This is a genomic window from Achromobacter sp. FW305-C-28, from assembly GCF_058783235.1.
In genome coordinates this window covers 22,781-47,445 of the sequence record NZ_JBYSYL010000008.1, presented here as the reverse complement: position 1 = coordinate 47,445, position 24,665 = coordinate 22,781, and the positions used below count along the sequence as shown (strand labels likewise).

Below are 24,665 nucleotides of genomic sequence, written 5' to 3'. Positions count from 1 at the left end.
GCGACACCCTATTGTTCCAGGGTCGTGAGTTGCTTTTCCAGCGCGCGCATCGACTCGTAGCCCATCAGTTCCATGATGTCGTCGATGCCGGCCAGCAGGTCGGGCCGGTCGGCGGGCACGCCGGTGGCGATCACGTCCTGCATGACGGCCAGCGCCTGGCGCATGCCGTGGATGGCGGCGGCCGGCAGCATGCGCGGCAGGCTGATGCGCTTGACGCCGATCTCTTTCAGGCGCGGCAGCGGGATCAGCGGCGTGGTGGGGCGGTTGCGGATGCCAAAGCCCATGTTGATGCTGATCGGAATGCCGGCGGCATCGACCAGGCGCTTGATGTCGTCTTCGTTGCGCACGGCATCGGGGAAGATCATGTCGGCGCCGGCGGCGGCATAGGCGCGCGCCCGCTTGACCGCGCCGTCGATGCCTTCCACGGCGATGGCATCGGTGCGCGCGATGATGACGAAGTCGTCGTCGCGGCGCGCCAGGCAGGCCGCCTCGATCTTCTTGACCATCTCGGCCTGGCTGATGACGTCCTTGCCCGGCATGTGGCCGCAGCGCTTGGGGCTGACTTGGTCTTCGAGGTTGACGCCGGCCACGCCGGCTTCTTCAAACAGTTGCACGGTGTGAAAGACGTTCACGGGGTTGCCATAGCCGGTGTCGGCGTCGGCCGTCAGCGGAATGGAGACCGAGCGTGCAAGGTGGCGGCAGTGCGTGACGTTTTCCGCCAGGCCCATCACGCCGATGTCGGGAATACCCAGCAAGGCGTTGGAAACGGCGGCGCCGCTGGTGCAGGCAGTCTTGAATCCGGCCGCTTCGGCCAGGCGGATGCTGTATCCGTCGTACACGCCAGGCGAGACGATGAAGGGTTCGTTCTTCAACAGTTGCCGAAATCTATTGCGCGGATTCATGTCTTGCTGCTCCAGGGCTGTCAGGCGGCCGGCACGGAGAATCCCGATAAGGTCGGGGCCCGTTCGGCCAGGTGTTCGAAAAGGTGTTGGGCGGCGCGTTCGATATGCGAGCGCATGAGCGATTCGGCCAGTTCGGGATCGCGTGCGCGGATGGCGCGCAGGATCTGCCAGTGTTCGGCGTAGGCGTCGTCCTTGCGTTCCAGCACGGTGCCGGAATGCCGGCGATAGACGCGCAGCAGGTGATACAGGTCGCCGCACAGGCTGTTGATGATGCGCTGGTTGCCGGAGGCCAGCACGATGCGTTCGTGGAAGTCGAAGACGCGCGGCGCCGCACCGCCTTCCTGGCGGCGGGCCACGCGGTCGTCTTCGAGTTCGCGCAGCAATTGGGCGATTTCCTCGTCGGACATGCGGCGGGTGGCCAGGTTGCACGCCACCCCTTCCAGCGCCATGCGCATCTGGAACAGTTCCAGCGCCGATTCGGCCGACAGCGTGACCACGCGCGCCTTGATGTAGGGCTCGCGGGTGATCAGCTGGATGCCCTGCAGGCGCCGCACGGCTTCGCGCACGGGGCCGCGGCTGACGCCGAATTCCTGGGCCAGCGAGACCTCGTTGATGACACTTCCCGGCGCCAGGCGGCCTTGGTAGATGGCGTCCAGCATCTTGTCGAAAACGGCGTCGGCCAGGGGGCCGGAGGCGTCTTCCTTGATGGTCTGAGCGGGGGTTGGTGTGTTCATAGTGTTAACAGATTAGAGGGTGTGATTGGAAAGTGTCAACTCTTTTTGGGCCCTGATGGCAATGAGGGTGGTCGGCAAAAAGTGAATATTTGTCGTCATTCCGGGCGGCGTTGCGCTTGGTTTATAGGGAAAACCCGGGTAATAACAGGCCTTTAGGGCAAATGTCAGGCAGTAGAGCGCAGGGGTGAAACTGTCGACTTGGCCGCGTCCGGTGCCTCGTTGATTTAGGTCGTAGTGTTGACACTATGGAAGATGTGGTCTTAAGATTATTGCAGCTTGAATTTTCTCATCCGCCATCATGATTCAGATTCTTTCCAGCGCCGGCCGCCCGTTGCGCTACGTGGACCTGGGCGCCGCGGCGCGTCAGGGCAACCACGATCTGCACGCGCAGCCTTATGTGATCCGCATCCTGCTGGAAAACCTGTATCGCCATCGCCATTGGGGCGACGCGGTGTCCGCCGGCGAAATCGATCGCCTCTGGCAGTGGCAAGACCACGTTGGGGCCGACCTGGCCCTGCACGTGGCCCGGGTGATCCTGCCCGATTCCAGCGGCCTGCCGGTATTGCAGGACCTGGCGGCACTGCGCGATGCGGTGGCGCGCGCCGGGGGCGATGCGGCGCGCGTCGATACGCGCGTTCCGGTGGACCTGATCGTCGACCATTCGCTGCAGGTCGATCATTGGGGCGATGCGTCTGCCGTGGGCCGCAACCTGCGCCGCGAGTTCGAGCGCAACGACGAACGCTACCGCTTCCTGAAATGGGCCCAGCAGGCCTTCAAGGGCCTGCGCGTGGTGCCGCCGGGCCTGGGCATCATCCACCAGATCAATCTGGAATACCTGGCCAGCGTGGTGGCCACGCGCCAGCGCGATGACGGCGCGTGGGCCTATCCGGACTTCGTGATCGGCGGCGACTCGCACACTCCCATGGTCAATGCGCTGGGCGTGCTGGGCTGGGGCGTGGGCGGCATCGACGCCGAAGCGGCGTTGCTGGGGCAGGCCTACACCTTTCCCATTCCCGACGTGGTCGGTGTGCGCTTGGCCGGCAAGATCGCGCCGCCCGCGCTCACCACCGACGCCGCCCTGCTCATCACGCAGCGGCTGCGCCAGGCCGGCGTCACTGGCTGCATGGTCGAATTCTTCGGCCCCGCGGTGGCGGACCTGGGCATTGCCGAACGCGCCACGATCTCGAACATGGCGCCGGAATACGGCGCAACCTGCGGCTTTTTCCCCGTCGACGCGCAAGTCCTGGCCTACGCCCGCATGACGGGCCGCGCACCCGAGCAGGTGCGGCTGATCGAAGACTACGCGCGGGCCAACCAGTTGTGGCGCGATGCCGACAGCCCGGTGCCGGCCTACCGCCGGGTCATCGAGATCGACCTGTCGCAGGCCTGCCCCAGCGTGGCGGGGCCGCGCCGCCCGCAAGACCGCCTTGCCTGGCCGGATGTACCCGCCGATTTTCGCGGCCGCCTGACGCAGCCCCTGAACGCAGGCGGCTTCGGCCTGGCGCAGGCGCCCGCCCGCGCATCGCGCGACCAGCCCGGCCATGGCTCGGTGGTGCTGGCGGCCATCACGTCGTGCACCAATACGTCCAACCCGGCCGTGATGCTGGCGGCTGGCCTGGTGGCCCAGAAGGCCTGGCAGCAGGGGCTGACCCCGCCGGCCTGGGTCAAGCGTTCGCTGGCGCCGGGCTCGCGCGCCGTCACCCGCTATCTGCAGGACGCCGGCCTGCTCGAGGCCTTGCAGGCCCAGGGCTTTGACGTGATCGGCTATGGCTGTACCACCTGCGGCGGCAAGTCCGGGCCCTTGACCGAGCAAGCCTCTGCCGCCATCACCGAGCACGGGCTGGTCACGGCCGCGGTGCTGTCCGGCAACCGCAATTTCGAAGGGCGCATCCACAAGCTGGTGCGCGCCAACTACATCGGCTCGCCTGCCATGGTGGTGCTGTACGCGCTGGCCGGACGCATCGACATCGATTTCGCGCGCGAGCCGCTGGGCACCGGCCACGATGGTTGCGAGGTCTACCTGGCCGATGTCTGGCCGACGCCGCAGGAAATCGAAGACCTGCTGCCGCATGCCGCCAATCCGCGCCTGTACGCCACGGTGTATTCGGACGAGAGCATGGACAGCGCCATCTGGCGCGAGCTGCCGGCGCCGAGCGGCCTGCGCTTTCCGTGGGACCCGGACTCGCGCTACCTGGTCGAGCCGCCGTTCTTTCAGCCGCGCGGCGGCGATGCGCTGCAGGACCTGGCGCGCGGGCTGCGGTCGGCCTACGCGCTGGCCGCGTTCGGCGATTCGCTGACCACCGACCACATCTCGCCCAGCGGCGAGATTCCCGCCGATACGCCGGCCGGCCAATACCTGGCGCAGGCAGGCATCGCACCGCGCGACTTCAATACCTATGTGGCCCGGCGCTGCAACCATCATGTGATGGTGCGGGCTACGTTCGGCAATATCCGCATCAAGAATGAACTGGTGCCTGGCGTGGAGGGCGGCCAAACCCGTCACTTTCCCGACTGTGCGCCCATGACGATCTTCGATGCGGCGCAGGCCTATCGGAATGCCGGCCATGCAGCCATCGTGCTGGGCGGCAAGGACTACGGCATGGGCAGCAGCCGCGATTGGGCAGCCAAGGGGTCGGCCCTGCTGGGCGTGAAGGCCGTGATCGCGGAATCGTTCGAACGCATTCACCGCGCCAACCTGGTCGGCATGGGCGTGCTGCCGCTGGCCTTCGAGGCCGGCCAGGGTTGGCGCGCGCTGGGGCTGGACGGCAGCGAACGCTTCGAGCTGGGCAATGTGCAGGCCGGCATCCTGGCGGGGCAAGCCATCGACGTGACGGCACACGGCGCCGACGGCCGGGTGATCTCCTTTCACGTGCGCGCCCAGGTTCTGACCGATGCGGAACGCCAACTCATCAGCGCCGGCGGCATCCCCGCCAGCGTGTTGCACCATTTCTTAAATGCGCCGGCGGCAACCGCCGGGGCCTGAGCAGGAAACGCCAACCATGCTGGATCTCGTACTTATCAACGCAAGACTGATGCTGCCGGGGCAGGGCCTGACCGACGGCGTGCTGGGCGTGCGCGACGGGCGCATCGTCCTGATCGCGGCGCCGGGCGATGCGCCGCCGGCCCGTGAAACCATCGATTGCCAGGGCCTGTGGGTGTTGCCAGGCCTGATCGACCCACACGTGCATTTCGGCTTCGGGTCGCCTGAAACCGATTTCGAGACCGAGTCGCGCTTTGCGGCGCTGGGCGGCACCACGTCGGTGCTGTCGTTTCACCGGTCGGCCGACATCCGCCAGTCGTTCGATGCCGTGCGTGATCGCGCGCTGGCGCAAAGCTGCGTGGACTTCGGCTTCCATTTCGGCATCACCAGCCACCTGCACGTGCAGACGCTGGAAGAGATCTCGCGGCGGTTCGGCGTGTCCTCGTACAAGCTCTACATGATGTACAAGGGCGCGGCGGGCCTGTCCAAGGGGTTCACCGATATCGACGACGGCCTGTTGTATTCGGCGTTGAAGGCCACCGCCGCGATTCCGGGCGCCATCATGGGCGTGCACTGCGAGAACGTGGAAGTGATCCCGGTGCTGCGCGACCCGCTGCGCGAGGCCGGCCGCGACGACCTGAAGGCCTGGAACGAGCAAAGCCCTGATTTCCTGGAGGCCGAGAACGTGCACCGCGTGTGCTATTTCGCCCACAAGCTGGGCGCCGCGGTCAACATCGTGCATCTGAGCAGCCGCGAAGCGCTGGACGAGGCCCGGCGCCACCGCCGCACGCCGGGCGCGCCGCCTATCTACGTCGAGACCTGCCCGCAATATCTGTTCCTGAACGATGAGTCGCCGGCCGGCACGTATGCCAAGGTCAACCCGCCGGTGCGTGGCCAGGCGGATGTGGAAGCCATGTGGGAAGGCGTGCTGGATGGCTCCATCACCACCATCGGCACCGACCACGTGCCGCGCAAGCGCGCCACCAAGGACACGGACATCTGGGCCGCCAGCAATGGTTTCCCGGGCACGGGGCTGATGCTGCCGATCCTGCTGCACGAAGGCTATCACCGCCGCGGCGTGCCCCTGGACACGCTGATGAAGGTCGCGGCCGAGAACAGCGCCCGCATCTATCGGCTGCCGTCCAAGGGCAGCATCGAGATCGGCAAGGACGCCGACCTGGTGGTGGTGGACCCCGACCTGGAACGGGTGGTGGACCCGGCCACGCTCGAATCGAATTCGGACTATTCGCCTTACGAGGGCATGACGCTCAAGGGCTGGCCGGTACGCACGCTGGTGCGCGGCCGTACCGTCGCCCTGGATGGACGCATCACCGACCAGGCGCGCGCCGCGCCTGGCGGCCGTTATCTCAATCGCCTTTGACCTTTGACGCAGGAATCGACATGAGTGAATCCACCAAACGCATCTGGGACGACTTTCTGACCGAGCGCGACAAGCAGGTGCTGGCGCAGGCCGGCTACGGCAAGCGCGGCGGCTTCGGCAAGCGCCCGGCGCTGTTCATCATCGATGTGCAGTACAACTTCTGCGGCGACAAGCCCGAAGACATCCTGGAAGGCCTGAAGCAGTACCGCACCCATTGCGGCCGCGAGGCCTGGGAAGCCGTGCAGCACATCGTGCCTCTGCTGGAACTGGCTCGTGACAGGAACATTCCGGTCTTCTATACCGAGAGCGGCCGCCGCGCCGACCTGCTGGACAGCGGCGTCCAGGTGGGCAAGAACCACCGCGGCGGCGAAAAGACCGTGCTGGCCGAAACCCACGCCACCCAGACGGTGGAACCCCTCGCGCCGCGGCCACAGGACATCCGCATCACCAAGCAGAAGCCGTCGTGCTTTTTCGGCACGATCTTCATGAGCCACCTGAACTTCCTGGACGTGGATACGCTGATCCTGGTGGGCTGCACCTCGTCGGGCTGCCTGCGTGCGACCACGGTGGACGCCTATTCCTACAACTTCAAGGTCATCATTCCCGAAGAGTGCGCGTTCGACCGCTTCCAAGCCAGCCATGCCATGAGCCTGTTCGACCTGAACTGCAAGTACGCCGACGTCATCCCCAGCGGCGAAGTGCAGGTTTACCTGCGCGCGCTGCCCGCGCCCGCGGCGGCTTGAGCCATGAGCCTGGCCGACACGTCCGCCTTGCCGGTGTACCTGCTGACCGGGTTTCTGGGCAGCGGCAAGACCACCTTGCTGTCGCGCCTGGTGCGCAGCGCCGCGTTCCAGGACACGGCGGTGGTCATCAACGAGTTTGGCGAGGTGGGCCTGGACCACCTGCTGGTCGGGCAGGCCAACGATAGCGACATCGTGCTGCTCGATTCCGGCTGCCTGTGCTGCGCGGGCAGCGGCTCGCTGGCCGAGACGCTGGAATCGCTGTATTACCGCCGCAAGCGCGGAGAACTGCCGGCGTTTGCGCGGGTGGTGGTGGAAACCTCGGGCCTGGCGGACCCGGGACCGGTGATCAACACGCTGGCGTCGGACACGCTGATTGCCCGGCACTACCGCTTCGGCGGCGCCGTCGCGACACTGGACGCGGTGCATGGCGTGGCGTCGGTGCAGGCCTACCGGGAGGCGGCCACGCAGATCGCCATCGCCGACCGCATTGCCCTCACCAAGACCGACATCGCCGGCCCCGCGGCGATCGACACCGCCCGGCAATTGCTCGCGTCGCGCAATCCCACGGCGCGGGTGCTGGAAACCACGCCGGCCGTGCTGGATCACCAGGCGCACGATCTGTTCGACGGACTGACGGCCGGCCACCTTGAGGCCGTGCCCGCGCAGGCGGCAGGCCTGTCCACGCCCATTGCTCATGTGCTGCGCTACGGCATTGCCTCATATCTATGGCGCCAGCAGGGCCCGCTGGGCTGGGACCGCTACGCCGCCTGGGTCCGGGCGATGCAACGGGATTTCGGCGACCGCCTGCTGCGGGCCAAGGGCCTGCTGCGCTGGGCCGACGGCACGATCCGCGCGGTGCATGGCGTGCATCACCTGTTCAATGCCCCCGAACCCCTGCGCGTCGATGAGGGCGCGCGGCAGGTGGGGGCGATGGTGATCATTGCCAGGGACGTGGCGGCCGACGATCTGACCGAGGTGATGCGGCTGCTGGATTGATGGCGGCCGCGCCGCTGCATATCGTCCCCGTGTATCGCACGCCTAGGCACTGTTCTCCGACAGCCGCGCATTACCTTCGATGTTGGCGGGTTCGTCGCTGCGCGTCCCGATGCCCCGCCACTGCGCAACAATGCCCATCGTCACGATCACCGCCGCGAGTATCGCCGTGTACAGCACCTCGTTGCGGTACGTGCCTTCCAGCACCATCGTCACCAGCGCCGCAATGATGCAGACGATGACCAGGTAGGTCAGCCACGGAAACAGCCACATCTTGAATTTCAGTTCCACGCCCTGTGCCTGCAAGCGCTGGCGCATGCGCAGCTGCGAGCAGGCGATGGCCAGGTAGACGAACAGGGCGATGGTGCCGGTGGCCTGCATCAGCACGTCGTACACGTCCATCTTGGACGTGGCCATCATCCCTACGGCGACGAAGGCGAAGACGCTGGAAATCAGCACGCCGACATACGGCGTGCCCGTGTCGCGGCCGGTGATCTGCATGATGCGGTGGGCGTCGCCGCGCCTGGACAGCGAATAGAGCATGCGCGAGGCGGTGTACAGCGCCGAGTTGAAGCAGCTGCACACCGAGGTCAGCACGATGAAGTTCACGATCAGCTGCGCATGCGGGATGCCCAATGCGTCCAGCGCGACGTTGTAGGTGCCGTGGGTGGGGTCGGTCAGGCCGGGCGCGTTATAGGGCACCAGGCATACGACGACGAAGATCGAACCGACGTAGAACAGGCAGATGCGCCAGACCACCGAGCGCGTGGTCTTGATGATTTCGCGGCCCGGGTTGGCGGATTCGGCGGCGGCGACGGTGACGATCTCGGCGCCGATGAAGGCGAACATCACGCCCAGCAGCGCCACCACCACGGCCTTGGGCCCGTTGGGCATGAAGCCCTGGCTGGTCAGGTGCGACCAGCCGTTGGCATTGCCCCATGGCCACACGTGCACCAGCGCCAGGCTGCCCATGATGAGGAAGATGACGATGGCCACCACCTTGATGAGGGCGAACCAGAATTCGAATTCGCCGTAGTTGCGCACGTTCAGGAAGTTGACGACGATGAGCGACACGGTGACCAGCAGGCCGTAGCCCCAGGCCGGCACCATGGGGAACCAGCCGTGCAGGATCTGGCCGGCGACGTAGGCTTCCCAGCCCATCAGCAGCGCCCAGAAATACCAGTAGAGCCAGCCGATGGTGAAGCCGGCCCAGCGCCCGATGGCGCGGTCGGCGTAGGTGGAAAACGAACCGGTGTCGGGCTGGGCCACGGCCATTTCGCCCAGCATGCGCATGGCCAGGATGACCAGCAGGCCGCCGCCGATGTAGGCCAGGATGACGGCCGGGCCGGCCAGCGCGATCTGCTTGCCCGAGCCCACGAACAGCGCCGCGCCGATGACACCCGCGATCGACATCATCGTGAGGTGCCGCGATTTCAGGCCGCCTTTGAGTTCCGTGTTGGGGGTATTGGCCAACGTCTTCTCCTCTCCGAATGGCAGGGGCCATGGCGTGTCCGCCATCGGAATGGAAAAGAGGCCTGTCCCCAGCCGGTTTATCGCTATTGGTTGTGCGAAAGAGGATACGTCAGCGGCTGGGCGCGCAGGCGCCCGAGCCATGCTCTGTTGCAAGTGCAAGAATTTTGTTGCCATGCCTGGTCGCGCCGGTCCGGCGTGGGGGCGTGTGTGTCACGCGCGGACCGGCCCGGGCAGACTTGCTGCGGACTCAGGGCGCGACCGGTTGCGGGTCCGGAAAGCGCCACGAGCCATTCAGGATCTCGTCACCGGGCTGATATAGCCTGACCGTGTAGTTCCAGCCCGGCATGATGGGCAGGCAGTTGGCGATCTTGCCGTCGCAGCCGCCGAACTGGATGAGGATCGAGCCGTCGCTGCCTTGCTTGGCGGTGAGGTTGTTCAACGAATAGGCGTCGTACGGATTCTTCTGGAAATAGCCTTCGGCGTTGTAGACGCTGACCGACCAGAAGCTCTTGACCGGCACCTTGTCGACCTTGAGCCGGTACACGACCTTGCCGTCGTTCTGCGCGATCTTGCCGTTCAGGTAGATGGCGTCCTTGGCGGGGTTGCCGCCCCAGCCGGCCGCGGTGCCCAGCAGATGCTGGATCGGGTCCACCGTGGCCGCGGTGCCGAAGGCGCGGTCGTAGTTCGGCATGGTGGCGGCCAGCACCAGCAGGGCGTCGCGCACCTTGTTCTGGCTGGTTGGGTCCCACTTGGGCACGGTGAAGGCGCCGGGCTGGGCCTGGCTGACCTTGATGGCGTCCTGCAGCGCGTGCACTTGCGCCAGGTCCTTCGGGTCAGCGGGGTCGACCAGGGTGCGGATGGCAACGAACACGTAGCGGGTGCCGATATCCTCTTTTTTCAGCGTGTGGGTGCCGGCGCCGTAGAACACGGCGGGCACGTAATGGTTTTCGTCGACGACCAGGGTCGACATGAAGCGCTTGCCGGCTTCGGGCAGCGTGATCGTGACGGGGCCGGCGTCCAGGTCGAAGACGGCCTGCGAATACAGCGTGTCGCGATTCATGCGGATGACGTTCTGGGCATCGATGGCGACCATGGCGCGGCTGTGCACGAATTTGCCCAGACCGCCGTCGGCCACCATCTTGCCCAGGTACAGGTCGGACTCGGCGCGGGCGAAGTTGTCGACCGTGACCAGGGTGGCCGCGTCGGGCGCGGGCTGCGCGTGGGCGCTGGCGATGGCGGCCAGCGTCAGGGCGATGATGCGGGGCGCGAAGGAATACGACATGGGAAGGCCTCTGGAATGGGAAATCGCCGCGAATGTACCCTGCGGGTCTGGGCGAAAACCGAGGAAAATGCATGGGCGAGACAGATCGCCATGAACAATGAGACGTTGCTGAGGGAGGCCCATGAAATACGGCAGCAGGATGCTTGCGGGATGGCTGGGCGGCATGTTGACCGTCATCGGCCTGTCTGGCGGCGGGGCGGCGCAGGCGGTCACGCAGAACACGGCGTTGATGCAGGCGATCGCTCGCGAGATCGCCCAGAGCGACGCGCTGGCCGGCATCGACTGGGTGGAAGTGACCGCGGTATTCGGCGTGGACGGCGACGGCGACGTGAACGAAAGCTATGGCTACGCCTACGACCGCGCGGGCCAGCCCCACGCCGTGGCCTTTCTGGAAGACCCCATCGAGCGCGAAGTGCAGCGCTACCGCGAGTGGCTGCGGCCGCAGGCGGACAAGGGCTTCACCAAGATGCTGTTCCAGTTCAACCGGGACACCCGCCGCGCCAACGCCGATTTCGAATACGACGATCCGCGCCGGTGGCAGGTCACGCCCGCCAACATCGATACCATTACCGAAACGCTACGGCCGTCGTTGGGCAACTGAAGACGCGGGCAAGGGCTGTCAGCGTAGCGGGACATCGAAATCCACGGGCACCGTCTCGACCGGGCCGGGCAAGGTGGCGTCCAGCCGCGCGATTTTCCCCTGGAAGAAAACCGCCATGACAGGCGGGCCGTCGGTATTGTCCAGGGCCATGGCACCGATCTGGCGCAGCGCGCGGCCGGTGGCATCGGCGGCGGTCAGCACCATGGGCGACTGCACGTAGGGCAGCCTGGCCGGGTCCAGCAGCACCAGGTTGTCGCGGACGGTGACGCCTGCCACGGAACCGTCCACAGGCAGCGCATGGCGTTCGAACGAGATCATGCGGGTGACGGACAGCCGGCCCTTGGCGCGCACAGGCGCCACGGGAAATTGTCGCGGGTCGAAACGGATGCCGTCTTCGACGCGATCATAGGCCTGGCCTTCGCGCACGTTGATCGGCTTGCCCCCCGCGTCCAGGAAGGTGACGGATACCGCGCGGTCCAGCCCGAAGCGCGTGGCCGGGGCAATGAAGCGGTCGCTCAGCACGTCGGGATAGCCGAAGCGGATGACGGGTTGGCCTTCGCGCTCGATACGCGCGGTGGTGAGGCGGGCGGCAACGTCCTGGCGCAGCAGTTCCTGCGGGCGGTCGGGGGCCACGTGGTCGTAGACGGAGCCGGCCAGCGCCAACGGCGTCAGGTCCACGTTGCGCAGGGTGTGGCCCAGCGGCAGCACCGAGGTCGCCAGTGGCCGCGTCAACGTGTCGCCGCCTGGCACCATCAGCGTGATGCGCACCCGGGCCACCTGGCCCTGGAAGGCGTAGCGCGCCCACAGTTGGCCGCCGGTTTCGCGGAAACCCGCCCGGTCCAATAGCGTGGCGGTGTCGGGCACGGTGAGCGTGCCGGCGGCGGCCTGCGCGCTCAGGCGGTCGAATGCCTGCACGCGGGCATCGAGCGGGGTGGCGCTGCCCCACAGGCGCACGTGATTGAACAGAGTCTGCCCACCCGCATCCAGCGCCTCGATCAGCACCGCATTGCTGTTGAAGCCCTGCGGGCTGACGCCGTCGGCCTGGGTGACGCCGATCTCGACGCGGTGGCCGTCAATGGACCGCAGCGTGAAGGCAAAGCCGCCCAGCGTGCGCGGCTTGCCGAGGTCGGCGGGCGTGAAATCGGCATGCGGCGTGGACTTGGGCAGCGCGATGGTGAGTTCGCCGTCCAGCGATTCGGGCGTGCGCAGCGTGCCGGCCGGCTGCGTCAGCGTCAGCGCCTGGCCTTGCTGGCCGACCGAGATGGTCACGCCGCTGCGTGCGGGGGCGTCCAGGGGGATGTCGCCGCCATCCAGGAAACGGACGCGGCGCCAAGAGTAGGTGTGCGGATAAGGCAGTGCAAAGGGTTCCACCACGCCGATGTCGCCGCGCTCGTTCAGCGCGCCGACCACGCCGGCCGCGAAGACATCGGCCATGCGGCCGGTGTCGGGATAGTCGTTGACCGCCTGAAAGGGCGACCCAGTATGCAGGGTCTGCGCCGGCGGCTGGCGCAGCATGTCTTCGCTGCGCCATTGCTGGTGCAGGATGAACAGCATTTCGGTCAGCGCCTGGCGGGTGGGGGCGTCGGCGACCTGCGCTATGCGGGCCTGGCGCGCCTCGGTGACCACGGGCGGGGGCGTGGCAGGCACCGCGTGGGCGGGCAGGGCCAGGCCCAGGCTGGCGGTCAGGAGCAGACGGGCAAGCGTGGGGCAAAGGCGGGTCACGGTGTGCGGTCCTGGCGGCTTCCGATCAGGGATGCCTATTGTATTGATTCGAGCCTGAGCGTCCGGTACGCCCCGCGCGTCACGGGGAAACCCGATATAAAACTTTGCATAGCCTCCATGATCCAGCGTTATGCGTGATACCCGGGAGGGTCGTCTTGATGATTAATAATAGTTAGTGAAATCAATGTGTTAAGCCGTCGCGGGAAGCGCCATGGGTAACGTGGCATAAGGGCTTTGGAGCCATTTCGGATTTACGCCGACGCATGCATGATGGGGCCTTCCGCCAGGCGCGCCGCAGTGCGCCTGCCCATGCGTTGGAACTTCTGATGACCTTCGATCTGACCCTGCACAACGGCCGCATCGTGACGGCCGAGGCCGACTTTGTCGGCGACATCGGTATCGTCGATGGCGCCATTGCCGCCATCGCGGCGACGCTGCCGCCGGGCCGGCGCGCCATCGATGCGACCGGCCGGCTGGTCATGCCGGGCGGCATCGACAGCCATTGCCACGTGGAGCAGCTGTCCAGCATGGGCGTGCTGTGTGCCGACGACTGGTACACCGCGTCCGTGTCGGCGGCGCATGGCGGCAACACCACCATCGTGCCGTTCGCCGCGCAGCATCGCGGCCAGTCGCTGCGCCAGGTTGCCGATGCCTATGCCGCGTCGGCCGCCGAGAAGTCGGTGATCGACTACAGCTACCACCTGATCATTTCGGACCCCACGCCCGAGACTCTGAACCGCGACCTGCCCGAGCTGATCCGCGCGGGCATCACGTCGTTCAAGGTCTTCATGACCTACGACAAGCTCAAGCTGGACGACCGTCAATTGCTGGACGTGTTCGCCATCGCCGCGCGCGAAGGCGCGCTGCCGATGGTGCATGCCGAGAACAACGACGTGATCAGCTGGATCGCGCGCCACTTGCTGGCGGCCGGTCACACCGCGCCCAAGTACCACGCCGTCAGCCATGACCCGATCGCCGAAAGCGAAGCCACGCAGCGCGCCATCAGCCTGGCCGCGGTGCTGGAAGTGCCGGTGCTGATCGTGCACGTGTCGACCCAGGGCGGCGCGCAGGCGATCCACGCCGCCCAGACGCTGGGCGCGCCGGTGTACGGCGAGACCTGCCCGCACTACCTGCTGCTGACCGCCGAGGACATCGACATCCCCGGCGTCGAAGGCGCGAAGTTCTGCTGCAGCCCGCCGCCGCGCGACCCGGTGTCGCAACATGCGCTGTGGCAAAGCCTGGACAGCGGCACGCTGGCCCTGTTGTCGTCCGATCACGCGCCGTACCGCTACGACGAATCGGGCAAGCTGCCGGCCGGCGACGCCACCACGTTCAAGCAGATCGCCAACGGCCTGCCGGGCCTGGAAGTGCGCATGCCGCTGCTGTTCTCCGAAGGCGTGCGCAGCGGCCGCCTGACGCTGCAGCAGTTCGTGGCGCTGACCTCGACCAACCATGCTCGCATGTATGGCCTGTACCCCAGGAAGGGCACGCTGGCCGTCGGCGCCGACGCCGACATCGCGATCTGGGACCCGGAAAAGACCGTGACCCTGCGCGCCGACGACCTGCATGACGCGGTGGGCTACACCCCCTACGAAGGCCGCCAGGTCACCGGCTGGCCCACCACCGTCATCAGCCGCGGCGAGGTGATCGTGGACGACGGCGTGCTGCAGGCCGCGCGCGGCCGCGGCCACTTCATTGCCCGCGGCCTGCCCGCGCCGCTGCAGAAAGCGCGCGAGATCAGCCCGCGTGCCGCGCTGCTGCGCAAGATTTTTCCGGCCGAGATCACGTCCTGAAGGACGGCGCACGGCCCTTGAACCCCAGCGATAGCCCCCCGGAGACTGATATCGTGAGCAACACCCCCCCCGCGCGAAAAATGGACCTTGCGGTCGCCCAGATGGGCGCCGTCAATCTGGCGGACAGCCGTGCGGTCGTCGTGCGCCGCCTGGTCGACATGATGCGCGAGGCCGCCGCCCGCAAGGCCGAGTTCGTGGTCTTTCCAGAACTGGCGTTGACGACCTTCTTTCCGCGCTACTGGATGGAAGACGCCGAGGCGGTCGAGCGCTATTTCGAAAAGACCATGCCCAACGCCGACGTGCAGCCGCTGTTCGACACGGCGCGCGAATTGGGCATCGGCTTTTACCTGGGCTATGCCGAACTGACGCCGGAAGGCCGCCAGTTCAATACCGCCATCCTGGTGGACCGCCAGGCCAAGATCATCGGCAAGTACCGCAAGATTCACCTGCCGGGCCATTCCGACCACAAGCCGGATGCGCCGTTCCAGCATCTGGAAAAGAAGTTCTTCGAAGTCGGCGACCTGGGCTTTGGCGTGTGGGACACCAACGACGTCAAGATCGGCATGTGCCTGTGCAATGACCGCCGCTGGCCGGAAACGTACCGCGTGATGTCGCTGCAAAGCGCCGAGCTGATCGTGCTGGGCTACAACACGCCGTCGCTGAACATCCATTGGAACGAACCCGCGCACCTGCGCACCACTACGCACGAAATCGTGCTGCAGGCCAGCGCCTACCAGAATGCGGTGTGGGTGGCTGCCGCCGCCAAGTGCGGCTTTGAAGACGGCCACCACATGATCGGCAGCTCGATGATCGTGGCGCCGTCGGGCGAGATCGTGGCGCGTTCCAGCGGCGAGGAAGACGAAGTCATCACCGCGCGCATCGACCTGGCCATGGGCCAGACGTTCCGCGACCACGTCTTCAACTTCGCCAAGCACCGCAGCCCGCAGCACTACAAGCTGATCGTCGAACGCACGGGCGCCGGCGACCCGTTGCCCGTGGCGGAAATCAGCTAGGCCGGCGCCAGGTTTCGTGCCGTGTCACCCCACGCCCTAGGCCCGCTGAAGAATGGCCTGCGTCATCGCAGGCAGTTCTTTTTTGACGATCTGCGAAAACTGCGTCAGGAAGGCCTTGGCAATCGAGGGCGGCGGTTCGATGCGGGAATGCGACACGTGCACGAACAGCGGTATGGCCGGTTCGATGCGGCGCACCACCAGGCCATGCATCAGGGCGTCGGTCAGGCCGTAGGAGTCCACCAGGGCGATGCCCACGCCCTGGCGCACGAACGAGCAGGCCGTTTGCGACGAGCGCACCTCGATCGCCGGCGTCAGGATGTGGCCCAGCGGGTCCAGGTGCTCGAACAGGGTTTCGCCCAGCGGCGTGTCGCGGCTGTAGCCCACCAGCATTTCGCCGGCCAGCATCGCCGGGGCAATCACGCTTTCGCGGGCCAGCCGATGCCCTGCCGGCAGGACGCAGACGATTTCGCCGTGCGCCAGTTCGGTGGTGATCAGGTTGGGGTGTTCGGGCTTGAAGATCGAAATGGCGATGTCGGCATAGCCCAGCAGCAGCTGGGGCAGCAGGGCATCCATGCCCAGCGGCCGGTAGCGGATGCGCACGCCGGGATTGCGGGCGCAGAACTTCGCCGTGGCCGCGGGAATCAACCATTCGCCGAAGCTGGGGCTGGACACCACGCTGACCAGGCCGCCGCCGTGGCCGGCCAGGCCGGCGGCCATGTCGTTCAGGCGGTTGACGCCGGCCTGAATGGATTCGACTTCCTGGAACAGCTTGCGCGCTTCCTTGGTGGGGTGCAGGCGGCCCTTGAAGCGCTCGAACAGCGCATAGCCCAGCCGCAGCTCGATCGAGGCCAGCACGCGGCTGATGGCCGGTTGCGTTACATGCAACAGCCGGCCGGCCGCGCTCAGCGAGCCCGTGATCATGATGGCGTGGAAAACCTCGATCTGGCGCAAATTCAACGGCGCAGACCGGACCTTTCCGGGTAATTGAGACATGCTGCGTGATTTCCTCTTGACCTGGGCGCTACTCGGAATTCATCCGGCTCGCCTCGAATTGCAAGGATTCTACTCAATGGCGACGAATGCTCGCATCACCCTGGTAAACCCGAACTCCCTGGTCAAGGTCACCGAGGCCATTGGCCGCGCCGTCCTGCCATTCGGCCATCTGCCGCTGGATTTCCGCTGCCTGACGTCCGCGGATGGCCCGGCCGGCATCCAGACCCAGGCCGAAGCCGACGCCAGCATCGCGCCGATGGCGCGGCTGGTGCGGCAGGAAGCCGCCGCCACCGATGCCTTTATCGTGGCCTGCTTCAGCGACCCGGGCTTGCACGGCTTGCGCGACCTGGTGCCGGTACCCGTGCTGGGCATCGGTGAATGCTCGGTGCTGACGGCCATGAGCATCGGCACCCGCGTCGGCGTGATCGCCATCGCCAGCGCCGCGGTGCCGCGCCACCTGCGCTATTTCCGCGCCATGGGCGTGGCCGATCGCATCTGCGGGGAACTGGCGCTGGACATGCAGGTGAGCCAGCTGGCCGACGCCGACCTGGCGTTCCAGCGCATGGCGGCGGTGGGCAAGACCCTGCGCGATGGCCATGGCGCCGACGTGCTGATCATGGGCTGCGCCGGCATGGCGGACCTGCGCGCCCGGCTGGAAGACGCTTGCGGCCTGCCGGTGGTGGAGCCGACCCAGGCGGCGGTGGCGATGGCGGTCGGCCGGGTGGCCGGCCGCGCCTGATTCGTTGGCCCGCCGCGGCGGGCCTTGATGACCGCCATGGCTGGCCGTCTTGGCAGCCCCTGTGTTGACAGCTCCTAGGCCGCCTGCTGCACGTAGTGGCCGGCGGCCACCTGCACCAACTGCGTCACCACCGGGTTGTCGCCCACCTTGCGGATCGGGCTGGGAATGTCGCGCGCCGCGCGCACGCTGCGCTGGTGGCGCCGCGCCGGATCGGGCACCGGCACCGCGGACAGCAGGCGCTGGGTATACGGATGGCGCGGCCGGTGCAGCACTTCCTGGGTGGGGCCGATCTCGACGATCTGGCCCATGACCATGACGGCCACGCGGTGGCTGACCTTTTCCACCACCGCGATGTCGTGCGAGATGAACAGGTACGACAGGCCCATTTCGGCCTGCAGTTCCTTCATCAGCTCGATGACGCGCGCCTGCACCGACACGTCCAGCGCCGACACCGGTTCGTCTGCCACGATGATCTTGGGGTTCACGCTCAGCGCGCGGGCGATGCACAACCGCTGGCGCTGGCCGCCCGAGAACTGGTGCGCATAGCGGTCCAGGAACTCGCGCGGCAGGCTCACGCGTTCCAGCAATTGGGCGGCGCGTTCACGGCGCTGTTCGCGGGTATGGCCGCCATGCACCTTGAGCGGTTCGCTGACCAGGTCCCAGGCTTGCAGGCGCGGGTTCAGCGAAGCGTACGGGTCCTGGAAGATCATCTGGATGTGGCGCCGCATGGCCCGCATCTGGTCGGGCGACATATGCGTGACGTCCTGGCCGTCCAGGCGGATCGAGCCTTCGGTGGGCTGCACCAGCTTCATCAACAGGCGCCCGGTGGTGGACTTGCCCGAGCCGGACTCGCCCACCAGCGCCAGGGTTTCCCCGGCGCGCAGGTCGAACGACACGCCTTCGACCGCATGCACGTTGGCTACCACCTTGCCGAACGCGCCGGCCTTGACCGGAAAGCGCTTGGCCAGGCCGGCCACTTGCAGCACCGGCGGGCGCTCGCGCACCGCGGCCTCGTCGGGGGAACCGCCGCCCAGCCGCGGCACGGCGGCCAGCAGGTCGCGCGTGTAGGGCTGGGTGGGTGCATCGAACAGCGTGGCGGTGGCGCTTTCCTCGACCTTGTCGCCATGGCGCATGACCACCACGCGGTCCGCGATTTCGGCCACCACGCCCATGTCGTGGGTGATGAACAGCACCGCCATGCCGACCTCGCGCTGCAATTCGCGGATCAGGTCGATGATCTCGGCCTGCACCGTGACGTCCAGCGCAGTGGTCGGTTCGTCGGCAATCAAGAGCTGCGGCCGGCAGGCCAGCGCCATGGCGATCATCACGCGCTGGCGCATGCCGCCGGACAGGTCGCCCGGGTATTGCGTCATGCGGCGTTCGGGTTCAGACATCTTCACGGCGGTCAGCATGGCCTGGGCGCGCTGCCAGGCCTCGGCCCGCGAGATGTCCTGGTGCAGCAGATAGACTTCCGCCAGTTGATCGCCCACCGTCATGACCGGGTTCAGCGAGGTCATGGGCTCCTGGAAGATCATGGAGATCTCGTTGCCGCGAATGCGGCGCAGCGCCACTTCTTCCAGGGCGAACAGGTCCAACTCGCGGCCGTCGCGCGGCACGAAGCGGGCGCTGCCGCGGGCGATGCGGCCGCCGGCGCGCTCGATCAGGCGCAGGATGGACAGGGCTGTCACCGACTTGCCCGAGCCGGACTCGCCCACCAGGGCCACCGTTTCACCGCGGCCGATGGTGAAGTCCAGCGACTTCACCGCCCGGTACGGCTGGGCGCGCGCGCCGAATTCCACGCACAGGTCCTGCACCGCCAGCAAGGTCTCGGTCTTGGGGCTCTCCGTCATGGGGCTCTCCGTTATGCTCGGCTGGGAAACACGCGCGGCGACATGGCGTCGATGTCGCGGCCGGCATAGTCGCGCTGCGCGACGGTGGCAATCGTCTGCGTCTGGGCGCGCTCGACTTCCTGCATGGCGCGTTCGATGTCGATGGTCAGCAGCTGGCCGTCCTTGACGACCTGGGCGCCGTCCACGTAGACGTCGCGGATGGCCCGGTCGCCCGCCGAATAGATCAGGCTGCGCAGCGGCTCGCGGCCGGGGCGCATGTAGGGGTGCGACAGGTCGACCAGCGAAAAATCGGCCTTGCCGCCCACGGCGATGCGGCCGATGTCGTCGCGGCCCAGCATGCGTGCGCCGTTGACCGTGGCGGCGTTGAACACTTCTTCAGTGGACGCCGCGCGGAAGTGGCCGGCCTGCAAACGGGCCACATAGCAGGCCAGCCGCATTTCATCCAGCATGTTGTGGGGGAAGGTGTCGGTGCCGATGCCGACGTTGATGCCGGCGCGCAGGTAGCGGCCCAGGTAGCTGAGCGCGATGCCGCGCCGCACGAACACGGTGGGGCAGTGCGCCACGTGCGCGCCCGAGCGTTGCAACAGGCCGAAGTCGTCCGCGTGCGGCCAGTACAGCGCGCGGTGGTCGTTCAGGAAAATGCCGTGGCCGATGATCAGGTCCTCATCGAGCAGGCCCTGGTCGTCGAGCCATTCGATGGGCGTGCGGCCGTGGCGGCGCGTCATTTCGCCGAACTCGACCACGCTTTGCGCGGCGTGGATCTGCATCGGGATGTCCAGGCGGCGGGCCGCCGCCTGCGCTTCCTTCAGCAGTTCGGGCGAGCAGGTATCGACCTGCGACGGGCACAGCATGGCGCCCAGGCGGCCGCTGGGATGGTTGATGGCGCTGTCGGCCACCGCCAGCGCCGCTTCGAAGGACTTGAGCGCGGCAGCTTCGTCCCAGGTGTATTCCACCGAATGGCCGTCGGTGGTGCGCCAGGCGGCCGAGCGGAACATGGGCCCCAGCACCCCGCGGATGCCGGCGGCTGCCACCACGTCGGCCCAGCCGGGGCGCGGCAACGACATGTCGACGAAGGTAGTGACGCCGCTGAGCAGCATTTCGGCCATGGCCACCTGGTTGGCGTACTGCGCGGTTTCGATGCCCATGCGGAACACCGGCATGTATTCGTACAGCGAGCTCTGGCCCAGCTTGTCGCTGCCCAGCTCTTCGAGCAGGCCGCGGTTGCCCGGCTCGGACGAGGGGTGGCTGTGCACGTTCACCAGGCCCGGCATCGCCATCAGGCCGGCGCCCGGCACGACGCGGTCGGCCGGGCCGCTGTAGCCGGTACCGGCGTGGATGACGGTGTTGCCGCGCATCACCAGGTCGGCGTTTTCGATGTAGACGTGCGAACCCAGCGCCTCGTCCCAGGCCACCAGGGTGGAAAGCTGCTTGAAATGGGTGATGCTGGCTTGATTGGTGTCGCTCACGACTGGCTCTCTGTGCTGCGGATTCATGAAAAAGCGGCGGCGCGGCTCGTGCCGCGCCGCCGGATGCGGCTTACTTGAACTCGATGTCCAGGCCCTTGTAGGCGGCGGCGCCGAAGATGCCGTGCGCGCGCATGGGCTTGAGGCGCGGCCCGCCCACCAGGTACAGCGAGTCGTGGTAAAGCGGAATCCACGCCACGCCGTCGGAGATCTTGGTCAGCGCCTTGGACAGGATGGCGTCGCCCGTCTTGGCGTCCAGCGCCTCGCTGCCTTCGGCCAGCCAGCGGTCGGTGTCGGCATCCTTCCAGTTCATGCGGTTGGGGGTGGGGATGCTGTTGGACAGGAAGTAGCTGTTCAGCGCTTCGCCGGTGCTCATGTAGCCAAAGCTCATGCTGAATTCATCGAATTCCTGCGTGGCCAGCTTGCCCCAGGCCGAGGTCGAATCGAACAGTTGCACGCGCAGGTCGGCGCCCACTTTCTTCATGTCGCCTTGCACGGCTTCCATGATGTCTTTCCAGTAGCCGGTGATGCCGTAGTGCAGGATCGACAGTTTCTGGCCATCTTTGTAGCGGTAGCCATCGGACTGCATCTTCCAGCCGGCCTCGTCCAGCAACTTGTTGGCGGCGGCGGGGTCGTAGCGGTAGGCGTCGTTGCTGCCTGCGGGCGTGGCGGTGGCCAGCATGCTGGTGGCCGGCACGGCTTCGCCGAAGGTGATGGCCTCGGTCAGCGCGCGGCGGTTGATGGCCAGGTTCAGGGCGCGGCGCACGTTCACGTCGGTCAGCATGGGCTTGTCGATCTTGAAGCCCAGGAAGAACGTCCAGTAGAACGGGTCGGCCTTGCTGACGAACAGGCGCTTGTCGGCCTTCAGGTCCTTGATGGCCCATTGCGGCAGGTAGCGCGACAGGTCGGCCTGGCCGCTTTGCAGGGCGGTCAGGCGCGTGCTCTCTTCGGGCACGATCTTCCAGATGATCTTGTCGACCTTGGGCGTGGGGTCCTTGTAGATGGACGGGCCCCACTTGTAGCCGGCGTGGCGGGTCAGCACCACTTCGTTGCGCGGCGACCAGCTCTGGAAGCAGTACGGGCCGGTGCCGTCGAAGGCCTTCACGCCGTAGTCCTGCCCCAGCGCCCTGACCTGGTCGATGTTGATGACCGAGTGCATGTAGTGCGCCATCTGCTGCAAGAGCTCGTTGTAGGGCTTTTTCAGCTTGTAGACCACGGTGACGTCGTCGGGCGCGGTGATGCTGTCCACCGGGCCGGCGCGCCAGCGTTCCAGGCCCTTGGTTTCGGGGTTCAGCCAGCGCTCGTAGCTGGCCACCACGTCCTTGGCGGTCATCTTGCGGCCGCTGCAGAACGTCACGTCGTCGCGCAGGCTGAAGGTGTAGGTCAGGCCGTCGGGCGAAATGGTCCAGCTCTTGGCCAGCGCCGGCACCGGCGTCTTCATGTCGTAGTCCAGCCCGACCATGGTGTCGGCTGCCATGAACAGCACCTCGGCCGCGCCGCGCGCGGTGGTGCGGTGCGGGTCGTACTTGTCGGTATCCAGCTCGCGCAGGATCAGCACGGTCTTGTCGGCCTGCGCCAGCGCGGCGGCGGGCGTGGACAGAAGGCAGGCCAATGCCAGCGGCGCGAGGGCCAGTCCCTGGGTGATCTTCATGTTGCGGTTTCCCCTGTGTGTTGGTGTGTGGTGTGGTCGGTCTTGCCGCGGTTCAGAACCGCAGCTTGGGATCGAGCGCGTCGCGCAGGCTGTCGCCCAGCAGGTTGAAGGCGAGCACGATGAAGAAAATGGTCATCGTGGGGATGGTCGAGATGTGCGGGAAGATCTGCAGGAACTTGCGGCCGTCGGCGGCCATGCTGCCCAGTTCGGCGAAGGGCGGCTGCGGACCCAGCCCCAGGAACGACAGCACCGAGCCCAGCAGGATGGTGTGGCCCAGTTGCAGCGTGGCGTAGATCATCAGCATCGACGAGCAATTGGGCAGCAGGTAGCGCGTGATCAGGTAGAAGTTGCCAAAGCCCATGGCGTGGCCGGCTTCCATGTATTCCTGCTTCATCACCACCATGGCCGAACCGCGGGCGATGCGCGCCATGCCGGGAATGGCCGAGATGCCCAGCGCCAGCACCATGCTGGTGGTGCCCGGACCCATCAGCGCCGACAGGCTCAGGCCGAACAGGATCGCCGGGAACGACAGCAGCACGTCCACGACGCGCATGATCACGCCTTCCAGCGGCCGGTAGTAGGCGGCCAGGATGCCCAGCAGGGCGCCCAGGCCCGAACCGCCGATCACCGCCAGCACGCTCAGGCTCAGCGTGGCGCGGATGCCGTAGATGATGCGCGACAGGATGTCGCGGCCCTGCACGTCGGTGCCCAGCAGGTAGCGGATGCCGTCGGCCGAGATCCAGCCCGGCGCCTTGCGGGCGATGGCCATGTTGGTGGAATAGGGGTCGTGCGGCGCCAGCCAGGGCGCCAGCAGCGCCACCAGCACGATGGCGATCACCGCCAGCAGCGACAGCAGCAGGATGGGATCGCGGCGCAGGCGCGTCGCAATGCGCGCCAGCGGCGTGGCCATGGCCTGGGGCGGCAGCCCGCCCAATGAGGAAGTGGTGCCTGCGCTCATGATTTGTTGCCTCGGGGATCCAGGTAGCCGTAGAGCAGATCCACGATCAGGTTGATGAGGATGAAACCCAGCGCCGTCACCAGGATGGCGCCCTGGGCCAGCGGGAAATCGCCGGCGAAGATGGCGCCCACGGCCATGCGGCCCACGCCGGGCCAGGAATAGATCTGTTCGGTGACCACCGCGCCGCCCAGCAGGTTGCCCACCTGCAGGCCCACCAGCGTCACGATGGGCAGCAGCGCATTGCGCAAGGCGTGGCGCAGCAGCACCCGGCCTTCGCCCGCGCCTTTGGCGCGCGCCGTGCGCACGTAATCGCCGCTGAGCGTTTCGATGACGGCGGTGCGGGTGATGCGCGCGACCGGCCCGATCAGCACCGAACCCAGCGTCAGCGCGGGCAGCGCCAGCGATTGCAGCCCGGCCAGCGTCCAGATCGGGCCGTTGCGGCCGATGTACGGCAACAGGCCCGCGCCGCCCACGTGCTGCACCAGCAGCAGGCCGACCCAGAAGACCGGCAGCGACACGCCCACCACCGACAGTGTCATGACGAAGCGGTCGGTCAGCTTGCCGCGGCGGTAGGCGGCCAGCGTGCCCAGCAGGATCGCCAGCGGAATCGACCAGATCACGCTGGCCAGCATCAGCTCGGCCGTGGCGCCGATGGTGCTGCCGATTTCATCGATGACCGGCACGTTCGAGATCATCGAGCGGCCCAGGTCCAGGTGCAGCAGGCGCCAGACATAGCGCGACAGCTGCTGGACGATGGACTTGTCCAGGCCCAGTTCCTGGCGAACCTGCGCCAGTTCGTCCGCCGTGGCGGTGGGGCCGGCGATCACCGCGGCGGGGTCGGCCGGCGCGACTTGCAGCAGCACGAAGCACACCACCACCACGCCCAGCAGGACGGGCAGCGAGATCGTGAAACGGTTGAGAATCTGCCGGATCATGCGTGGCCCGCGCCGGTGATGCGGAGGGTGGCGGCGGACGGCCCGAAGGGCGCGCGCCGTGCGGGGCAGGGGGGAACTGGTCTGGGCATGACTCAACCTCGTCTCTGTAGCGTCCAGGTGCTGGGGTGGGGCAAGAATGCCAGCGCGGTCCGGCGCCGGGGACCCAGGGAAATCCACTATGGGAGGGCGTGCTCGGGCGGGCTGCCGAGGTTTTCAAGTCGTTGAATTGAAAAGGGTATTTCTGCCTTTTTGCGCGCCGGGGCCGGGGCTGCAATAACGGGGTGTTATGACGCCTGCCTAAAGATTGATAGACGATGGACGGCCCGGCTGCGGCCCGGCCGACAGCGGATCGACAGGCGCGGCGGTCTGCGGCGGCGCATATCCATAGTTGGAAACCTTCGTTGGCCCGCACGGGGCGCGCGCCGTAGCCTGTCTGCTGTGTCATGCGGGGCGTCGCGA

Annotated in this window: 19 protein-coding genes; 8 read left to right on the top strand and 11 right to left on the bottom strand. The window is 66.9% G+C overall.

Features of this window, described 5'->3' with window-relative positions:
• Nucleotides 1–8: 8 nt before the first annotated feature.
• Together AC3WMR_RS19575 and AC3WMR_RS19570 are read right to left on the bottom strand one after the other, a co-directional pair.
• Nucleotides 9–902, bottom strand: coding sequence for an isocitrate lyase/PEP mutase family protein (locus AC3WMR_RS19575; protein ID WP_492264717.1), 894 nt, complete (start codon nucleotides 900–902; stop codon nucleotides 9–11).
• Between the two features lie 20 nt (nucleotides 903–922).
• Nucleotides 923–1,636, bottom strand: coding sequence for a GntR family transcriptional regulator (locus AC3WMR_RS19570; RefSeq protein WP_175193153.1), 714 nt, complete (start codon nucleotides 1,634–1,636; stop codon nucleotides 923–925).
• Between the two features lie 298 nt (nucleotides 1,637–1,934).
• Between AC3WMR_RS19570 and acnA the strand changes: the two genes are divergently transcribed.
• From acnA to AC3WMR_RS19550, 4 genes are read left to right on the top strand one after another with little or no spacing between them, the layout of a single operon-like run.
• A complete protein-coding gene (acnA, locus tag AC3WMR_RS19565; RefSeq protein ID WP_492264718.1) occupies nucleotides 1,935–4,619 on the top strand; it encodes an aconitate hydratase AcnA in 2,685 nt (894 codons plus the stop codon).
• A gap of 16 nt (nucleotides 4,620–4,635) precedes the next feature.
• On the top strand, nucleotides 4,636–5,997 hold the full coding sequence (locus AC3WMR_RS19560; RefSeq protein ID WP_492264719.1) for a dihydroorotase: 1,362 nt from the start codon (nucleotides 4,636–4,638) through the stop codon (nucleotides 5,995–5,997).
• A 20-nt stretch (nucleotides 5,998–6,017) separates the two neighbouring features.
• Nucleotides 6,018–6,740, top strand: coding sequence for an isochorismatase family protein (locus AC3WMR_RS19555; protein WP_492264720.1), 723 nt, complete (start codon nucleotides 6,018–6,020; stop codon nucleotides 6,738–6,740).
• Nucleotides 6,741–6,743: 3 nt separating this feature from the next.
• A complete protein-coding gene (locus AC3WMR_RS19550; protein WP_492264721.1) occupies nucleotides 6,744–7,736 on the top strand; it encodes a CobW family GTP-binding protein in 993 nt (330 codons plus the stop codon).
• Between the two features lie 42 nt (nucleotides 7,737–7,778).
• On the opposite strand, the gene AC3WMR_RS19545 is transcribed toward AC3WMR_RS19550, so the two are convergent.
• Entirely contained in the window at nucleotides 7,779–9,149 is a 1,371-nt protein-coding gene (locus AC3WMR_RS19545) for an amino acid permease (RefSeq protein WP_492264762.1), read from the bottom strand.
• A gap of 304 nt (nucleotides 9,150–9,453) precedes the next feature.
• Nucleotides 9,454–10,488, bottom strand: coding sequence for a DUF1254 domain-containing protein (locus AC3WMR_RS19540; protein ID WP_492264722.1), 1,035 nt, complete (start codon nucleotides 10,486–10,488; stop codon nucleotides 9,454–9,456).
• 121 nt (nucleotides 10,489–10,609) lie between these two features.
• Between AC3WMR_RS19540 and AC3WMR_RS19535 the strand changes: the two genes are divergently transcribed.
• The gene (locus tag AC3WMR_RS19535) at nucleotides 10,610–11,089 is read left to right on the top strand and encodes a hypothetical protein (protein WP_492264723.1); all 480 of its coding nucleotides are present in this window, start codon (nucleotides 10,610–10,612) and stop codon (nucleotides 11,087–11,089) included.
• An 18-nt stretch (nucleotides 11,090–11,107) separates the two neighbouring features.
• Here the strand turns inward: AC3WMR_RS19535 and AC3WMR_RS19530 are convergent, their stop codons facing one another.
• Nucleotides 11,108–12,811 (bottom strand): hypothetical protein, encoded by a 1,704-nt coding sequence (locus tag AC3WMR_RS19530; RefSeq protein WP_492264724.1) that lies wholly within the window; start codon nucleotides 12,809–12,811, stop codon nucleotides 11,108–11,110.
• A gap of 326 nt (nucleotides 12,812–13,137) precedes the next feature.
• Here AC3WMR_RS19530 and hydA point away from each other — a divergent pair, with 326 nt between their 5' ends.
• Both hydA and AC3WMR_RS19520 read left to right on the top strand, forming a co-directional pair.
• Nucleotides 13,138–14,604 (top strand): dihydropyrimidinase, encoded by a 1,467-nt coding sequence (gene hydA / locus AC3WMR_RS19525; RefSeq protein WP_492264725.1) that lies wholly within the window; start codon nucleotides 13,138–13,140, stop codon nucleotides 14,602–14,604.
• Between the two features lie 80 nt (nucleotides 14,605–14,684).
• The gene (locus tag AC3WMR_RS19520) at nucleotides 14,685–15,617 is read left to right on the top strand and encodes an N-carbamoyl-D-amino-acid hydrolase (protein ID WP_492264763.1); all 933 of its coding nucleotides are present in this window, start codon (nucleotides 14,685–14,687) and stop codon (nucleotides 15,615–15,617) included.
• Between the two features lie 36 nt (nucleotides 15,618–15,653).
• Here the strand turns inward: AC3WMR_RS19520 and AC3WMR_RS19515 are convergent, their stop codons facing one another.
• Complete coding sequence (locus AC3WMR_RS19515) at nucleotides 15,654–16,610, bottom strand: LysR family transcriptional regulator (protein ID WP_025140613.1); 957 nt, start codon at nucleotides 16,608–16,610, stop codon at nucleotides 15,654–15,656.
• 76 nt (nucleotides 16,611–16,686) lie between these two features.
• Here AC3WMR_RS19515 and AC3WMR_RS19510 point away from each other — a divergent pair, with 76 nt between their 5' ends.
• Nucleotides 16,687–17,349, top strand: a complete 663-nt coding sequence (locus AC3WMR_RS19510; protein ID WP_492264726.1) for an aspartate/glutamate racemase family protein — start codon at nucleotides 16,687–16,689, stop codon at nucleotides 17,347–17,349.
• A gap of 74 nt (nucleotides 17,350–17,423) precedes the next feature.
• On the opposite strand, the gene AC3WMR_RS19505 is transcribed toward AC3WMR_RS19510, so the two are convergent.
• The 5 genes from AC3WMR_RS19505 to AC3WMR_RS19485 all read right to left on the bottom strand — a co-directional run bounded on the left by AC3WMR_RS19505 (nucleotide 17,424) and on the right by AC3WMR_RS19485 (nucleotide 24,206).
• Entirely contained in the window at nucleotides 17,424–19,199 is a 1,776-nt protein-coding gene (locus AC3WMR_RS19505) for an ABC transporter ATP-binding protein (protein WP_492264727.1), read from the bottom strand.
• An 11-nt stretch (nucleotides 19,200–19,210) separates the two neighbouring features.
• The gene (locus AC3WMR_RS19500) at nucleotides 19,211–20,665 is read right to left on the bottom strand and encodes an amidohydrolase family protein (protein WP_492264728.1); all 1,455 of its coding nucleotides are present in this window, start codon (nucleotides 20,663–20,665) and stop codon (nucleotides 19,211–19,213) included.
• A gap of 70 nt (nucleotides 20,666–20,735) precedes the next feature.
• Nucleotides 20,736–22,313, bottom strand: coding sequence for an ABC transporter substrate-binding protein (locus AC3WMR_RS19495; RefSeq protein WP_492264729.1), 1,578 nt, complete (start codon nucleotides 22,311–22,313; stop codon nucleotides 20,736–20,738).
• A 52-nt stretch (nucleotides 22,314–22,365) separates the two neighbouring features.
• A complete protein-coding gene (locus AC3WMR_RS19490) occupies nucleotides 22,366–23,271 on the bottom strand; it encodes an ABC transporter permease (RefSeq protein WP_492264730.1) in 906 nt (301 codons plus the stop codon).
• Nucleotides 23,268–24,206, bottom strand: coding sequence for an ABC transporter permease (locus AC3WMR_RS19485; RefSeq protein WP_492264731.1), 939 nt, complete (start codon nucleotides 24,204–24,206; stop codon nucleotides 23,268–23,270). The genes AC3WMR_RS19490 and AC3WMR_RS19485 overlap by 4 nt, the downstream gene beginning before the upstream one ends.
• Nucleotides 24,207–24,665: the final 459 nt, after the last annotated feature.

What these genes read in the sequence shown, in the direction of transcription:
- AC3WMR_RS19575 (WP_492264717.1), bottom strand. Translation starts at nt 902, where the DNA reads ATGAATCCGCGCAATAGATTTCGGCAACTGTTGAAGAACGAACCCTTC.
- hydA (WP_492264725.1), top strand. Translation starts at nt 13,138, where the DNA reads ATGACCTTCGATCTGACCCTGCACAACGGCCGCATCGTGACGGCCGAG.
- AC3WMR_RS19560 (WP_492264719.1), top strand. Translation starts at nt 4,636, where the DNA reads ATGCTGGATCTCGTACTTATCAACGCAAGACTGATGCTGCCGGGGCAG.
- AC3WMR_RS19550 (WP_492264721.1), top strand. Translation starts at nt 6,744, where the DNA reads ATGAGCCTGGCCGACACGTCCGCCTTGCCGGTGTACCTGCTGACCGGG.
- AC3WMR_RS19490 (WP_492264730.1), bottom strand. Translation starts at nt 23,271, where the DNA reads ATGAGCGCAGGCACCACTTCCTCATTGGGCGGGCTGCCGCCCCAGGCC.
- AC3WMR_RS19485 (WP_492264731.1), bottom strand. Translation starts at nt 24,206, where the DNA reads ATGATCCGGCAGATTCTCAACCGTTTCACGATCTCGCTGCCCGTCCTG.
- AC3WMR_RS19510 (WP_492264726.1), top strand. Translation starts at nt 16,687, where the DNA reads ATGGCGACGAATGCTCGCATCACCCTGGTAAACCCGAACTCCCTGGTC.
- AC3WMR_RS19520 (WP_492264763.1), top strand. Translation starts at nt 14,685, where the DNA reads ATGGACCTTGCGGTCGCCCAGATGGGCGCCGTCAATCTGGCGGACAGC.
- AC3WMR_RS19545 (WP_492264762.1), bottom strand. Translation starts at nt 9,149, where the DNA reads ATGATGTCGATCGCGGGTGTCATCGGCGCGGCGCTGTTCGTGGGCTCG.
- acnA (WP_492264718.1), top strand. Translation starts at nt 1,935, where the DNA reads ATGATTCAGATTCTTTCCAGCGCCGGCCGCCCGTTGCGCTACGTGGAC.
- AC3WMR_RS19505 (WP_492264727.1), bottom strand. Translation starts at nt 19,199, where the DNA reads ATGACGGAGAGCCCCAAGACCGAGACCTTGCTGGCGGTGCAGGACCTG.
- AC3WMR_RS19555 (WP_492264720.1), top strand. Translation starts at nt 6,018, where the DNA reads ATGAGTGAATCCACCAAACGCATCTGGGACGACTTTCTGACCGAGCGC.
- AC3WMR_RS19535 (WP_492264723.1), top strand. Translation starts at nt 10,610, where the DNA reads ATGAAATACGGCAGCAGGATGCTTGCGGGATGGCTGGGCGGCATGTTG.
- AC3WMR_RS19570 (WP_175193153.1), bottom strand. Translation starts at nt 1,636, where the DNA reads ATGAACACACCAACCCCCGCTCAGACCATCAAGGAAGACGCCTCCGGC.
- AC3WMR_RS19495 (WP_492264729.1), bottom strand. Translation starts at nt 22,313, where the DNA reads ATGAAGATCACCCAGGGACTGGCCCTCGCGCCGCTGGCATTGGCCTGC.
- AC3WMR_RS19540 (WP_492264722.1), bottom strand. Translation starts at nt 10,488, where the DNA reads ATGTCGTATTCCTTCGCGCCCCGCATCATCGCCCTGACGCTGGCCGCC.
- AC3WMR_RS19515 (WP_025140613.1), bottom strand. Translation starts at nt 16,610, where the DNA reads ATGTCTCAATTACCCGGAAAGGTCCGGTCTGCGCCGTTGAATTTGCGC.